Consider the following 13377-nt stretch of genomic DNA (forward strand, 5'->3'; position numbering starts at 1 on the left):
ACCTTTCAAGGTCATATGTCAGATCAAGTCGCGACTAATACAGATAAAGAAAGTATTCTTTCTCTGGTGGAAAAAAGGAAAAATTATGAGATAGCTAACTATGATAAGCGACTAACGAAAATAGATTCTGCTTATACTCCTTTCATTCCCTTTGTTTTTAAATATGTTGTTCCGCTGCTTACTATCATTTCTTATTATTATCTTCCTGAATTAGGCATTGTGGCTCCCAGAGAAAATCCACTGCTCAATACGGTTGTTGTGTCAACTATAGTTATTGCTCTTTATGCTATACTCTGGCATCGTTATGGGGATGTTTTTATAAAACATCTCCTGTCACGTATATCCAGTTCTGGTTTTCGAAAGGTTATCAGAAATAGAATGATTGGTTTTTTTACATTTTTAATAAAAAAAGAATTTTCTCGACTTGAAGGCCAGCATCATGTATGTCTTAAAGATAATGAATTGGTTATTACTGGTCCGAGTCGTAAGCAGATTAGGCTTACTGTAACTAAGATTATGAGTATCAAAGAAACTGAAGCATTCTACCAAATAGCAACCAAACTACATAATAAGCTGGGTTTATGTCATTTAATTCCAAAGCAAAGTAAAATAATGGATGAAAATGTGTATAGCAAAAATTTGAATCTAATTTTTGATGCTATTCGTTTGAATGCCCCTCATTGTCAGTTCCAGATTTTATCTGAAAAGCATTCAGAAATTGTGTCTTAGCGGATAAATAATAATCAGGGGATTGGTATAATCTGATTCTGCAGCAAAGGTAAGACGATGAAACGGATTTTCTGATCAGTGTGCTTACTACGTCGCTGACGGGTTGTCTGCATGTCGGCGATCCCCCGGGCAAAGCATTACCGGGCTTCTGTCACAACGGTTGCGGATAACATCTGCATAATGGTCCAGCCTGGGGCGATGAAGAGCTTATTAGTCTGATTATTGTCTAAGTGGGTAAGCCAGAGAATAAACGGGAACGCTTCTGGTATGATGATGTTTTTATGGTGGTATCTGATTAATACCTGCCCAATTTCAGTTATCATTTTCAGACAGGCAATGCATATAGCTATTCGGTAAGAGGTGTGGTCCCTGCCAGTCGTATCTACGGTGTTGACTTCACTCTGTGGGATAATAACGGTAAACGTGAGGCGAGTACGCTTGACTAAACGTATTATTGGTGTCGGCGCGATTCAGAAATTCTGTTTTATTCCGGTAACATAAAACATAAAACATAAAAAGAATGATCACAGGCCTGCTGTCCGACGAGACAGAACACAAGTTGGTTCAGAAACTGACGGGCAGGGAACGCCTCGTCGGAGGCGTTCCCCGGTATTTACTCAAGGTCGGCGTGTCTTTTAAACATGCTGTCGCTGGTCTCGCCAAGTTGGGCCATCAGTTCAAGCACTATCGCGTCATAAGTGATGAAACACAGCTGTTCAAACGCTGACCCCATTGGCTGGGAGAAAACGCCCTCCTTGCGGTCATTTTCTTCTTTAACCGTTCCGGGTAAAACCAGAACGCTTTTAGCCAGTTTACCGATCGTGGAGTCAGTTTTCATGGTTACCAGCGCCACATCCACGCCACTGGCCACGGCTTTTTGCGCCAGGCTCACCAGACTCCCCGTCTCTCCACTCCCGGAACCAATAATGACCAGATCGCCTGGTTTGGTATGCGGAGAGGAAATTTCACCGACCATACTCACTGAAAAACCCAGATGTAATAAGCGGTTTGCAAAACCACGGATAGCAATCCCGCTACGGCCAGCGCCCTGCAAAAAAATATGTTTCGCGTTTTTTATTTGATCAATAAAATTCCCGGCCTGAATATTGTCAATTTTTAACGCGTTTTGTTGTAATTCATTTAGAATGTTAATTGTATTTTGCTGAATGCCCATTATTTTTCTCCCTTGTTATGCGATCGTGCGTCCGCCGTCCATCAAAATTGTTTGACCCTGAATGTAGGAATTAGATTTGTCTGCCAGAAAAATAGCTAAATTTGCTACATCGTCAATGGTTCCCAGGCGACGTACCGGAATTTTTTCCAGAACAGCATCCAAATCTGCCTGGGTGGGATAGTTGACGCGCATCATTTCGCCGGTGTCGATTAACCGTGGGGCAATAGCATTCACGTTGACACCTTTGGGTCCCAGTTCTTTTGCCAGCCCGCGAATTAAACCCTCTCCGCCAGCTTTGCTGGCCGGATAGCTCACCCCGCCGCCGGTACCCGAAAGCGCTGAACCTGATGAAATGTAAACGATTGACCCCTGATTAGTTAAGAAATCATTATAGAATGCTTTTACGGTATTGAATAAGCCAGTCAGATTAATGGCTAATGTTTTATTCCATTCTTCAAAAGAAATGTTGTTAACTTTGTTGGCGAAAGCCACGCCGGCGTTCAGAACCAGAATATCAATACGCCCGAACGTTTCAAAAACTTTACCGCGAACATTCTCCAGTGCTTTAGGATCAGAGACATCTGTTTTAACAAATAAAGACTTCACATTGCCGAAGGTGAGCTCTCTGGCGGTGTTTATACCGTTTTCTTCGTTATAATCGACAATGACAGTATGGGCGCCTAGTTCAGCAAATTGCTTAGCAATACCTTTGCCAATGCCGTGAGCCCCGCCTGTGACTAACGCAACTTTACCTGCAAAATTACTCATTTTACTCTACTCCTTAATTTTTTATAACAAAGGGGGAGCGCCAACTCCCCACGTTGACAATCTCAATGATATTAAATACGGCTGCGGCAGGTGCTGGTAAATATATTTATGGCCGTTAAGTTACTGAATTGCACTTTTTAGTGCCCGATAACTTTCCTGCGGCGTATCATTAAATAAGGCGCCGCCAACTACAATCAGATCGGCGCCTGCCTGTTTGACTTTTTTCGCAATATCAATATTGACGCCGCCGTCTACTTCAATTTTAATGTTGCGTCCGGCGATCATTTTTTTAGTATTTTTTATCTTCTCGATACTTTTCTCAATAAATGTCTGGCCTGGTTGTCCGGGATTAATGGTCATGATTAGAATGTAATCAATATCATCCAGCAGATATTCCAGGACGCTTTCGGGTGTACCAGGATTGAGAACCACGCCGGCTTTTCTGCCGGCTTTCTTGATTTTCTGCAAAATGAAGTGAACATGTGGGGTAGATTCATAATGTACGGAAATCATCTCAGCCCCGGTTTTAATAACATCATCAATATGTCTTTCCGGGTTTGCCAGCATCATGTGCACATCGAACGTCATAGTGCTCGCTTTTTTCATCGCGGCAATTTGGTTGGGTCCAAATGCAATATTACTGACATAAGTACCGTCCATTAAATCGACATGCAGTATCTCTGTTTGTTCGTTTTCAAGAAACTGAATCTCGTCCTGCAAACGGAGAAGGTTTGCGCCAAAAACTGAAGGTAAAATCTGTGCCATTTTAATTAGCCTCCTGCTTTGCTAATTAGTGAGTTATGGTACTCAGCCAGTAAGTTAGTATTTCCCATGGCCCGGTTAAAACAAAGTCTGTGCCCTGGCCATTCAGGCCAACCCCAGCGCCGGTCAGGAACTGTGTTGCGCCCGGCGCGACATAGCCGCCCAGATACATAACAACCACACAGAAGAGTAGTGTTGAGATAATGGAGCGGATCACATTACCGTTACTGACCATGACCGTCATAGTGGTCATATAAATAATCGACATCAACACGCCGATGGGGAAAATCTGAATGCCCGGTAAAACAAGGGCGCAGAGCATGGTCAAAGGAATTGTGATAACCGTTACTGTGACGGTAGCCGGATCGCCCAGCGCCAGCGCACAGTCCATCCCGATATTGAGTTCGGCATCTTTACCCATTTGCTTTTGCATAATTTCTTTAGCGCTCTTGCCGATCGGGTTAAGCCCTTCCATCAGGACGCCGACCACTTTAGGCAACAGTACCATTACACCAGCTACGCCCATTGCCATAGGAACAATTTTAGTAATGTCCTGTTTGGTTAATACACCGAGCAGACAGCCGACGATGACTCCGATAATAGCGGGTTCGCCAAATACCCCAAGGCGCTTCTGAACGCTTTCTAAATCGAGGTCCAGCTTATTCAACCCGGGAATGAAGTCGATAATCTTATTAACTGCCCATGCGAAGGGTAATGTCCAGCCGATATGAATCATTGTGGTGCAAGTGGTTCCCTCCAGGCCGTAATATTTTTGCCAGCGCGGAGCAATTAAGTCACCAATAAACAATGCGGCGACGCTGAGAGCCACAGCTACCCCCAGCCCCAGGAAAAAACTGTCAAAAACAAAGTAAGCCAATGCCCCGGGCACTAAAAAGTGCATGTAGTTCCAGATGTCGACGTTCAGGGTTTTGGTCAGTTTCATGCGTACTAAAAGCAGGTTTAAAATGATGCCGATTGGAATAACCAGGGCCGCAAATGGCGCTACCCATGCCGCCGCGCCTACTGCCGGCCATCCTATATCCGCAACAGTAAAACCACTGCCGATTTCTGAATAATAAGTGATTGCCGGTTGAAGAGACGCATTTAATAAGCCAACCACCAGACCTAAGCCAATAAAACCGATACCTACCGTGATACCTGATTTAATGGCGGCGCCAACTTTCATGCGGAAAACTAAACCCAAAAGGAAAATAACAAGCGGCAATATGGCGGTTGCCCCCATACTTGTTATTGTAAACATTATGCTTTTTAACATGTCCATTTAGCCATCCCCTGTCTTTCCAGACCTTAGTTCTTCGCTATTTCAGTTAACAGTTCGCCTAATTTTTTGCGTAGCGCAGCTTCATTAATTCCGGTGACAAACCCGGCGACGCTCATATGTGGTTTACCAATATCCCCTTTGTAGTTATTGGTTGTTAATACCACATCCGCATGTTGCATCTCCGAAGCGAGCTCCGACATGCTGCATTTATTAATTTTGAAACTGGTAATGCCATATTCTGAACAGACTGATTTCACTTCATCAGCAGCTAAGGTGGAGGTTGCTACACCGCTTCCGCAGGCTACGAGGATAGTAATCATAATAAAACTCCGGATAATCGTTATTTAATTATTGTGTTAATGAACAACGCTTTTGCTTCTCCAGCAGGAAGCTCCAGCATCTGGTGGTAAAAATCGGCTATCTGAAGATGGTTAAACAGGGCCTTCAGTAGCGTTAGCTGATCGGATGGGTCGGTAACGACCAGATTGACTACAAGTCTCACCCATAATTTTTCATCACCGTCTGCCTGATTCACCTGAATGGCTTGCGGTAATCGGATGATGTAAATCGCGGGAGTGTTGGCATGCCGACTGTCGCAATGTGGGATCGCCACAGAATAACCATCCAGCAAGATCCCTGTCGGGTAATCGGACTCTCGCTCACGAAGCGCATCCAGGTAGGTCTCCTTAACAATCCCCTCTGCGCTGTGTTTTTCGTGAATATGCTTCAGCACGTCGTCGTAGTTCTGGAACGCCGCTCCATCTGCAACATCAATAGCAATTTTACTCACTACTTTCTCCTTACAAATCATTGCTCATGTGAGCGAATTACTGAATCATATGAGCATTTATAGCACATCCATAATGTCCGAAAATAAGCAGCTTTAAAAAATTATACTTCGATCACACAAAACATCATTAGCGCACATTATTTTTTGCTCATATGATGTTTTTTGTTTTTAGAAACCAACGAGGTTGATTTTATCTCTATGAATTTTGGTTATTTTTTATTTATTGTGTTTTATGGGATTGTTTTTGATGAATAAAATGATTTGCTCACATGAGCGTCGGTGGGCGTTGAGATACGAAGGCGCAGCATGTGGCGCAGAGCAGCGCCGGTATTGGTAAGGGCTTATTTGATGTTAAATTAACACGTTACTACGGTGGTGTGTTTCGCCACCTCTGCGATACCTTCTTTATCGGCGATATCATTGGTGATCAACGCTGTGATTTCTGACCAGTCGCAGATTTTAAACAGGCTGCTACGCTGGAACTTTGTATAGTCGCCAAGGATGTACTTCTTCTCAGAATGGGCAATGATTGTTCTGTCCATGAAGGCATCAGATGAAGAGGGGGTCGACGGGCCGGTCAGGTTACTGAAGCCATCAGTCCCGATAAAGCATAAGTCGACGTGAATATCATTAATCATTGAGACTGCCCAACCGCCGATGACAGAGGCGCTTTTTCTCCGCAACTCCCCACCGAAAAGAAACACCTGATTATCCGACTCAATAAGGACACTAGCGACTGGCAGTGAATCGGTAAAGATTTTAAATCCGGATTTCATGCACAGCAGGTTTGCCAGTTCAAAGTTGGAACTCCCTGTGCCAATAATCATCGAACTGTTTGGCGGAATAAAATCCAGCGCTTTTCTGGCTATCGCTTTTTTGAACGAGTTGTTTTCTTTTTCTCTGACCTGGAAAGGGTGCTCAATGGCCCCCTGCTTTAGGGTTGCCCCTCCATGACTTTTGATTAACAATCCTTTCTGCTCAAGGTGAGTCAGGTCTTTTCTTATCGTCTCATAAGTGACTTCATACTTTCGGGCAAGGTCGCTGACATACACTGTACCTGCTGAAATAAGCTCCTCCAGAATCAATTTTCTCCTTTCATCGATCAGATACATCCTTCCTCCGGAAAACGGTTACGTATGATCAGTATGGCCAAATCATACCACAGAAGGTGCAAACTAAAACAAACCCTATCACAGAGACAAGGGAACGACGCCGATAGTTCTGAAAGAAGAAAAAAGTACGGATTTTAATGTAACAATTTGATTTTAAAGTTTTAATTTTATTTTATTGTCTACATTTTTATCTGAGGGAAAATTGCTCATCGAGCAACGCTGGATTGATCCTTGTTAGCTTTTATTTGTTTTTATTGGTTTTTAATTTATTTAAAATCAAGGTATTACATATTTTGTGATTTGGATCTCAATTGACAACCAACATTTACCAACATCATACTTGGCTTTAAGTGTTAAATGACAGGTTGGTTGAGATGAAAACGAAAATTGCAATCGCATGTGACGACATTGGTTTCGAACGTAAGGAGGAGATAAAAAAATACCTTGAGGAAGAGAAAAATGCAGAGGTCGTATACGATCCGGTAAAACGCAGAGAAGACGGAGCCAACAACTTTGCCCGCCTTGCAGATGAAATGGCCGGCGTCATCCAGCGTGATGAGTGCCGCCTGGGAATTTACATCTGCGGAACAGGTATTGGCTTTACTTGTCAGATCAACAAACACTGGGGAATCCGGGCTGTTGCTGTGACTAACCCGTACTCTGCTAAGCGAGCAAGGCTCAGCAATAATGCTCAGGTTATTGGGCTCGGTTGCCGGGTTAATGATCTTGAATACACAAAAATGATCGTCGATGCGTGGTATGACAACGCATTCGACTTTGCCACCGCAAGAGAGAATTCCAAAAAGAACCTCCTGGAAGCCGAGCGTAGTGATAACGCGCTGCTGACAAAACCAGATGATATCCGCTGGAATATGGGATTCAGACCAGATGATGCAAAATCTGAGGGCTAAAAAATGGAACTGATCACACAGTTTATCAATGACCTGGGTAACTTTATCTTTATCCCTGTCATTTTCCTTGTACTGATGAAAATCCTCGGACGCCCATTGTCCGAATGTATTTCGTCGGCTATCAAAGTTGGCATTGGTTTCATTGCGTTGACAATGACTATCAAGCTAATGCTTGAGAAGATGCAGCCTGCCGTCACCGGACTTGCCGAGGCGACCGGCTCTTCGCTTAGCGCTATCGATGTGGGTGGCGCGGCTACCGCTGTTATGGGCTTTGGCTCCAGCATGGGCGCCATCATCATTCCGCTGTGCGTGGCGGTTAACATTGCCATGCTGGTGGCCCGGCTTACTGACTGTGTGAATGTCGATGTATTTAACCTGCACCAGAATGCTTCCATGGGGGCTATCGTCGGCGTCTATTCCGGCAGTTTCCTGTATGGCGTCCTGACCGCTGCGTTATTCCACGTTTGGGCGCTTATCGCCGCCGATCTCGGCGCGAAGAATAACGAGAAGTTTTTCAATTTGCCAAAAGGTGTGGCTATTTCTCACCCGGTCGCAAACACCTATTTGCTTTTCGCCTACCCGTTTAACTGGGTTTACGATCGTATCCCGGGGTTCCGTAATCTGAATGTTACGGCTGAAAGCATCCAGAAACGTTTTGGCATTCTCGGCGATCCGACAATGGTGGGTTTTATCATTGGTATTTTACTTGGCTTCTGTGGTTATGGCTGGGAGTCCCCGTACCACACCGTTATCGCCAGCCTGCAACTGGGGATGTACCTTGCGGCGGTGATGCTGCTGCTGCCGCGTATGACCTCTATCATGATGGAAGGGCTGGTACCGCTGTCTAACGTTGCGCGTAAGAAACTGGTCAAACGCTTTCCGGACCGCGAGATTACTGTCGGTATGGATACTGCGTTGATTGTCGGTCATCCTTCGGTGATAGCACCTGCATTACTGCTGATTCCGGTCATTGTCATCCTGGCGGTGGTTCTGCCCGGTAACCGCGTCATGCCGTTGGGCGATCTGTCCCAGTTTGTGTTCTTCATTGCCTGTATGGTGCCGGTTTTCAAAGGCAACATCATTCGTACCTGGGTGACCTCCATTATTCTGTTTGGCGGTGGTTTATATATCGCTTCCTGGATGGCGCCGGCAACTAACGAAGTCTTCCAGAAGTTTGGTACCAACCCGGATGCGAGCGTGATGTACTCCTCGCTTAACCCTTCAGCAAACCCATTCACCGGTCTGTTTGCCGGGCTCAGCCATGTGGGGATTGTGGGCTATGTGCTGGCTGGTGTCCTGCTGCTGTCTGTCGGATACTTACTTAAACAGAAATCACGTCGCCAGTTAAAGGCTGAAACTGAAAAAGCGGCTTAAACCATTTATTAAGGAATTAAAAAATGAAAAAGATCTTAGTGGTATGTGGAAATGGTATTGCCTCCTCATCGATCATGGTTTCTGTCCTGCAGGATTATCTGAAAGAGCAGGGGATTGAAGCACAGGTTGATAAGTCTTCTCTGATGGCTTGCACCACTGATACGTTTAACAGTTACGACCTGGTTGTTTCTTCCACTAAGCTGGATAATCCGGGGATCACGACCCGCGTTATCGTTGGCGCCGGTCTGCTGACTGGCCTGGGAGAAGACGAAATCTTCGCTGCTGTTAAAGAAGAAATGCTGAAGTAGGGTGGGTGATGAAACTGGAAATCCTTGTAAACGACGTTGACGGGGCTATTACAGACTGTCGTGCAGCCATTGAATTTGCGGGTAATAAACTGCTGGAGAAAGGCTATATCACGGCGGAGTATATTCAGGCTTGTCTGGAGCGTGAGAAAACTTATCCTACTGGCCTGTTAATGGCCAACGGACAGGGGATTGCCATTCCCCATGCGGATTACACGTTGGTTAAAACCAACAGTATCAGCATTGTGCGTTTTGATCGCGGTGTCGCGTTTGGCCAGATGGAAGATGCCGACTTAACGGTGGAATGCAGCATCATGTTTAATCTTGCGTTCGCGACCAGCGATCAGCATATGTCTGTTTTACGCCGCCTCTTCACACTCTTCCAGGATATGCCTTTTATCGAGTCGTGTCGGAACCTGCCGGCAAATGACGTTGGGCAATATGTTGCGAAGATGCTTGCCGCATCCTGAAACTTTGCGGGCAGATACCAGGGTATCTGCCCTTTTTCATCACTACATCCTGGTGGTGATGAAAAATAACTGACCTGGAACAAGAGCGCGCCGATATGAAATAATACCGGCAGCGGGTGAATTAATCGCGATAATTAATCCAGCAGTTTAATTGCTGTATCAAAATCAGTAATTAGTACATTCAAAAGGCCTGATTTAAGCGAAGCAACAATTCCTTCATATTTTTCCTCGCCGCCAGCAACGCCAATCACTTTTTTGGTCTTTTGCAGTTGTTCTGTTGAAATACCAAACCCCAAACGGTTCATCGGGCTGTCGAGAACCTCTCCTTTGCTATTCACCAGTGTGATGCATACATCAGCCGCAATATCCTGGCTTATCAGGGTATTACGCCATGACTCCGGGAATATATGGCATAAACTGGACGAACCTGATTTCCAGTTCCCAATGCCTGTGATGACCACATCCAGATGAGAATAATATTGCTGGGTATCCAGCACCGCCTGATCATCTGACAACTTTCCCGCCAGGCTCTCATCATCCACCCACATCGGCACATACATCGGATGCGCTTTACCATGGGAAATCGCGGCAAGTTTGTGAATCAAGTCTATCGGGCCCTGGCTGAATTCAATGCCCGGGTGGACGCCGGAGAGTTGGACGACGTCCAGGGCAGGTAAGGATGTCAGTTTACTGACGGTGCTTGAGAGTACTCTTCCCCAGGCGATACCAATCTTCATGCCTTCTTTCAGAGTTTCACTGAGATAATTCGCGCTAAGCCCCCCTAATTTATCGTTTAACTCATCCTGTGTTGACCACGATTCAGAGACCGAAAGAACCAGCGCATCATCCAGATGATATTTTTCCCGTAAGTTGCCAGCAATTTCATCATCCATGGCCTGCTGTTTTGGAAAAATGAATCTTACATAGTCCTGGGCAATCGCTTCGTCAATCAGACGAGCCACTTTAAAGCGCGATACGCCAAGCTCTTCTGCAATCTCAATTTTTGTTTTCATTTCAGAGAAATAGCGTCTGACGACGAGGCTGTAGATATAGCGGGGATCATAATTTTTCCAGCGATTGCTTGTTTTCTGTTTGGGCATAGTGCGTTCCATTTACTCTCAGTCACAGCGGCATTCAGCGTGAGATGTTTGCCACCTCAAAAATCATCAAAAGAGTATACATTTTTACGCTCATCAGATATGCACGGATGAGATGATTCTTTGGGTTATGTGATTAATCGCACCAGTGGGCGCAGGAAGCGTAAGTCGATGGCAATTTGTGGTGTTGCCTGCGGCATGTTGCGTGACAATCAGGGGAATTTGATTTTGAGAACGGAACCGCGAAGAGCGCTGGCCGAATGGATAGCGAGACTCTCCGGGTGGAAAGCGGATGTCGGGACCGATGTTACCTCTTCAAAGGGACCTCCAGCCCCAGAAAAACGTAACGGCGCCCGGCATGAACCGGGCCGCCGGGTAACGAATCAGAACAGCAGTGAGTAATTCACCCCAAAGGTGCGGCCGCGGCCTTTATAGTCATACAGCGCCGGGGAACCATAGGTTGGGCTGTAGAATAATGGCGCCCGCTGGCCCCAGACGGTAGTGTAATCTTCGTCCAGCAGGTTGGCGATGCTGAAACTCAGCTTGCCCACCGGCAACTGGTAGCTGCCGATAAAATCCACGGTGTTGTAGCCGTCAATCTTATTGCCGCCGGCGTCGCTCAAATCGAAGGACTGGGTACTCTGCACGCGCAGGCTCCACGGGTCCGGCGCCCATCCGACATACGCCGTCGCTTTCGACGGGCTGGCGTAAATCACATCCCATTTGCGCCATTGACCATCAACTTTTGTCTCAGACTTGATAACGTTAAAGTTGACGCCGGCGCTCCACGCGGTGTCCGGAATAAAGTAATCCACCGCCCCTTCCAGCCCGTAGATACGCCGCTTATCGTCATTGACGCTAATCGTCATATCGCTGCGGTTAACCGTGATGGATTTATCAGACAGCGAGTAATAGGCGGCAAGCTGAGTGCGCAGCGCATCTCCGGTATAGCGCCAGCCCAGCTCGTAGGAGTCCACTTTGATCCCCTGTAGCCGGGACTGCCCGACATTCACGCTGTTCACCAGTTGATAGTGGCCGTTGACCAGACGATAGGTGCCGTTACCGTAGTATTTACCCGGATCCGGCAGCTCCACGCCCTGCGAGAAGTTAAACCACGCCTGCTGCCGCTCGGTAATGTGCATCAGGATCCCGGCGTTATACAGGAAGTTGTCATAGTCGGTCGAACCGCCGGGGATGGCATCGGCGGAGCTGGCTCTACCGGCGGCGATCGCCTGCTGCTGGGTATAGCCGATGAAATCATCCACCTTGTTTTCGGTGTACTGGTAGCGCACCCCGCCGCTCAGGGTGAACAGATCGTTGATGTCATAGTTGGCCTGCAGGAACGCCGCCAGGTTGGTAATGTCGTATCCCGGATAGCGCCCGGTGCTATAAATGCTCTGATTGTTCAGGCCGCCGGACGCGCCGGAGGTGGCCAGATCGAAGAACATCTGGTTGGAGGTAAAACGTTCATGGTCGGCGTCCAGCCCGTAGGTGAGCTGTAGCCCGTCCAGTGGTTTACTGTTAAGCGTCAGCTTAGCGCCATACTGGTCGGTATCCTGCTGTGACGAGGACAGGCTGGTGACCCGGCCCCCGGAAACGGTAGGAAACGGATAGAAGGTCAACGACTCGTCGCGATAATAGATCTGGCCCACCAGTTCCTGACCGAGAAAATCGGTACTGGAATATTGCATACTAATCAGGTGGCGCTCGGTACCCGGAATTCGATCGGAGTTCAGCCCCTTGCTGGTGTAAGCCTGGCCGTTGCCGGTTACCGCCGAGAAATCCTTCCCGAGGTTCAGACCGTAGTCGTCATCCCCCTGGCTTTTATAGAACTGGGTGACCAGTTGTAGTTGCTGGTGGTCATCAATATCCAGGGTACCGGTGCCCATCACGTCCAGACGATCGGAATACTGCAGCCCGGTCTGGGTGTTATCGAGCAGCGTGGCGTCGCCATTGCCGTCGTACCAGCCGCCGAACTTCTGATATGCGGCGGACAGGCGCCCGGAAATACGATCGTTGCCGCCGGAGATCGCGGCGGCAACGCGTTCGTCATGATCTTTACTGCTGTTAAAACCGCTGGTGAGGCCGGTTTCAAACTCCAGTTGGGTTTCCGGCTGGCCCTTTTTGGTGACGATATTGATAAGTCCGCCGGTACTGCCTCCGCCGTACAGCGAGGTGGCGCCGGAGATCACTTCAATATGTTCAATGTTAAAGGGATCGATAGAATCCAGCTGGCGACTATCGGTACGCGAGGAGTTCAGGCGCACGCCGTCCACCAGCACCACAATCGCCCGGCCGCGCATATTCATACCGTAGTTGGTACGTCCCTGGCTGCTGACATCAAGGCCGGGGATCAATTGCGCCAGCGCGTCTTTCAGCTCTTTACCGCCCTGGATCTGCTGCTCCAGTTCGGCACCTTCGATTACCCAGGTTGTTTGCGCCATCTCCGCCACCGTACGGTGGGAACGGTTGGCGGAAATCACCATCTCTTCTTCGCTGGTTTGCTGTGCGAGCGCCGGCGCTGCCATGGCCAGAAGCAGCGGATTTAACGCCCAGAGTGGATATTTATGAGTCTTCATCACTGTTCCTTCACGCGGGGTGAA

At 47.3% G+C, this 13377-nt stretch carries 14 protein-coding genes; 5 read left to right on the top strand and 9 right to left on the bottom strand.

Features of this window, described 5'->3' with window-relative positions:
- Window positions 1-729 (top strand): hypothetical protein (locus AQ981_RS08775; protein WP_249226293.1); only part of this gene is annotated, 729 nt, incomplete at its 5' end.
- A gap of 613 nt (window positions 730-1342) precedes the next feature.
- On the opposite strand, the gene hxlB is transcribed toward AQ981_RS08775, so the two are convergent.
- The 7 genes from hxlB to AQ981_RS08815 form a co-directional block, all read right to left on the bottom strand.
- On the bottom strand, window positions 1343-1903 hold the full coding sequence (gene hxlB, locus AQ981_RS08785) for a 6-phospho-3-hexuloisomerase (RefSeq protein WP_058911378.1): 561 nt from the start codon (window positions 1901-1903) through the stop codon (window positions 1343-1345).
- Window positions 1904-1918: 15 nt separating this feature from the next.
- Window positions 1919-2671: an SDR family NAD(P)-dependent oxidoreductase gene (locus tag AQ981_RS08790; RefSeq protein WP_058911379.1), complete on the bottom strand. Its 753-nt coding sequence runs from the start codon at window positions 2669-2671 to the stop codon at window positions 1919-1921.
- 120 nt (window positions 2672-2791) lie between these two features.
- Complete coding sequence (gene rpe, locus AQ981_RS08795; RefSeq protein ID WP_058911380.1) at window positions 2792-3436, bottom strand: ribulose-phosphate 3-epimerase; 645 nt, start codon at window positions 3434-3436, stop codon at window positions 2792-2794.
- Between the two features lie 25 nt (window positions 3437-3461).
- On the bottom strand, window positions 3462-4715 hold the full coding sequence (locus AQ981_RS08800) for a PTS transporter subunit IIC (protein WP_058911381.1): 1254 nt from the start codon (window positions 4713-4715) through the stop codon (window positions 3462-3464).
- Between the two features lie 26 nt (window positions 4716-4741).
- Complete coding sequence (locus tag AQ981_RS08805) at window positions 4742-5035, bottom strand: PTS sugar transporter subunit IIB (RefSeq protein WP_058911382.1); 294 nt, start codon at window positions 5033-5035, stop codon at window positions 4742-4744.
- A gap of 20 nt (window positions 5036-5055) precedes the next feature.
- Window positions 5056-5526, bottom strand: a complete 471-nt coding sequence (gene gatA, locus AQ981_RS08810; RefSeq protein WP_058911383.1) for a PTS galactitol transporter subunit IIA — start codon at window positions 5524-5526, stop codon at window positions 5056-5058.
- A 335-nt stretch (window positions 5527-5861) separates the two neighbouring features.
- Entirely contained in the window at window positions 5862-6617 is a 756-nt protein-coding gene (locus AQ981_RS08815) for a DeoR/GlpR family DNA-binding transcription regulator (RefSeq protein WP_058911384.1), read from the bottom strand.
- A gap of 374 nt (window positions 6618-6991) precedes the next feature.
- Here AQ981_RS08815 and AQ981_RS08820 point away from each other — a divergent pair, with 374 nt between their 5' ends.
- From AQ981_RS08820 to AQ981_RS08835, 4 genes are read left to right on the top strand one after another with little or no spacing between them, the layout of a single operon-like run.
- Window positions 6992-7528, top strand: coding sequence for an RpiB/LacA/LacB family sugar-phosphate isomerase (locus AQ981_RS08820; RefSeq protein ID WP_058911385.1), 537 nt, complete (start codon window positions 6992-6994; stop codon window positions 7526-7528).
- Window positions 7529-7531: 3 nt separating this feature from the next.
- Window positions 7532-8902, top strand: coding sequence for a PTS galactitol transporter subunit IIC (locus tag AQ981_RS08825; RefSeq protein WP_058911386.1), 1371 nt, complete (start codon window positions 7532-7534; stop codon window positions 8900-8902).
- Between the two features lie 23 nt (window positions 8903-8925).
- Window positions 8926-9210 (top strand): PTS sugar transporter subunit IIB, encoded by a 285-nt coding sequence (locus AQ981_RS08830; RefSeq protein ID WP_058911387.1) that lies wholly within the window; start codon window positions 8926-8928, stop codon window positions 9208-9210.
- A gap of 8 nt (window positions 9211-9218) precedes the next feature.
- A complete protein-coding gene (locus tag AQ981_RS08835) occupies window positions 9219-9677 on the top strand; it encodes a PTS sugar transporter subunit IIA (RefSeq protein WP_058911388.1) in 459 nt (152 codons plus the stop codon).
- 134 nt (window positions 9678-9811) lie between these two features.
- On the opposite strand, the gene AQ981_RS08840 is transcribed toward AQ981_RS08835, so the two are convergent.
- Both AQ981_RS08840 and iutA read right to left on the bottom strand, forming a co-directional pair.
- On the bottom strand, window positions 9812-10777 hold the full coding sequence (locus AQ981_RS08840; protein WP_058911389.1) for a sugar-binding transcriptional regulator: 966 nt from the start codon (window positions 10775-10777) through the stop codon (window positions 9812-9814).
- A 380-nt stretch (window positions 10778-11157) separates the two neighbouring features.
- The gene (iutA, locus tag AQ981_RS08845) at window positions 11158-13353 is read right to left on the bottom strand and encodes a ferric aerobactin receptor IutA (protein ID WP_058911390.1); all 2196 of its coding nucleotides are present in this window, start codon (window positions 13351-13353) and stop codon (window positions 11158-11160) included.
- Window positions 13354-13377 lie beyond the last annotated feature (24 nt).

The sequence above is a fragment of the Entomohabitans teleogrylli genome (assembly GCF_001484765.1).
GTDB lineage: Bacteria > Pseudomonadota > Gammaproteobacteria > Enterobacterales > Enterobacteriaceae > Entomohabitans > Entomohabitans teleogrylli.

What these genes read in the sequence shown, in the direction of transcription:
- hxlB (WP_058911378.1), bottom strand. Translation starts at nt 1,903, where the DNA reads ATGGGCATTCAGCAAAATACAATTAACATTCTAAATGAATTACAACAA.
- AQ981_RS08790 (WP_058911379.1), bottom strand. Translation starts at nt 2,671, where the DNA reads ATGAGTAATTTTGCAGGTAAAGTTGCGTTAGTCACAGGCGGGGCTCAC.
- rpe (WP_058911380.1), bottom strand. Translation starts at nt 3,436, where the DNA reads ATGGCACAGATTTTACCTTCAGTTTTTGGCGCAAACCTTCTCCGTTTG.
- AQ981_RS08800 (WP_058911381.1), bottom strand. Translation starts at nt 4,715, where the DNA reads ATGGACATGTTAAAAAGCATAATGTTTACAATAACAAGTATGGGGGCA.
- AQ981_RS08805 (WP_058911382.1), bottom strand. Translation starts at nt 5,035, where the DNA reads ATGATTACTATCCTCGTAGCCTGCGGAAGCGGTGTAGCAACCTCCACC.
- gatA (WP_058911383.1), bottom strand. Translation starts at nt 5,526, where the DNA reads ATGATTTGTAAGGAGAAAGTAGTGAGTAAAATTGCTATTGATGTTGCA.
- AQ981_RS08815 (WP_058911384.1), bottom strand. Translation starts at nt 6,617, where the DNA reads ATGTATCTGATCGATGAAAGGAGAAAATTGATTCTGGAGGAGCTTATT.
- AQ981_RS08820 (WP_058911385.1), top strand. Translation starts at nt 6,992, where the DNA reads ATGAAAACGAAAATTGCAATCGCATGTGACGACATTGGTTTCGAACGT.
- AQ981_RS08825 (WP_058911386.1), top strand. Translation starts at nt 7,532, where the DNA reads ATGGAACTGATCACACAGTTTATCAATGACCTGGGTAACTTTATCTTT.
- AQ981_RS08830 (WP_058911387.1), top strand. Translation starts at nt 8,926, where the DNA reads ATGAAAAAGATCTTAGTGGTATGTGGAAATGGTATTGCCTCCTCATCG.
- AQ981_RS08835 (WP_058911388.1), top strand. Translation starts at nt 9,219, where the DNA reads ATGAAACTGGAAATCCTTGTAAACGACGTTGACGGGGCTATTACAGAC.
- AQ981_RS08840 (WP_058911389.1), bottom strand. Translation starts at nt 10,777, where the DNA reads ATGCCCAAACAGAAAACAAGCAATCGCTGGAAAAATTATGATCCCCGC.
- iutA (WP_058911390.1), bottom strand. Translation starts at nt 13,353, where the DNA reads ATGAAGACTCATAAATATCCACTCTGGGCGTTAAATCCGCTGCTTCTG.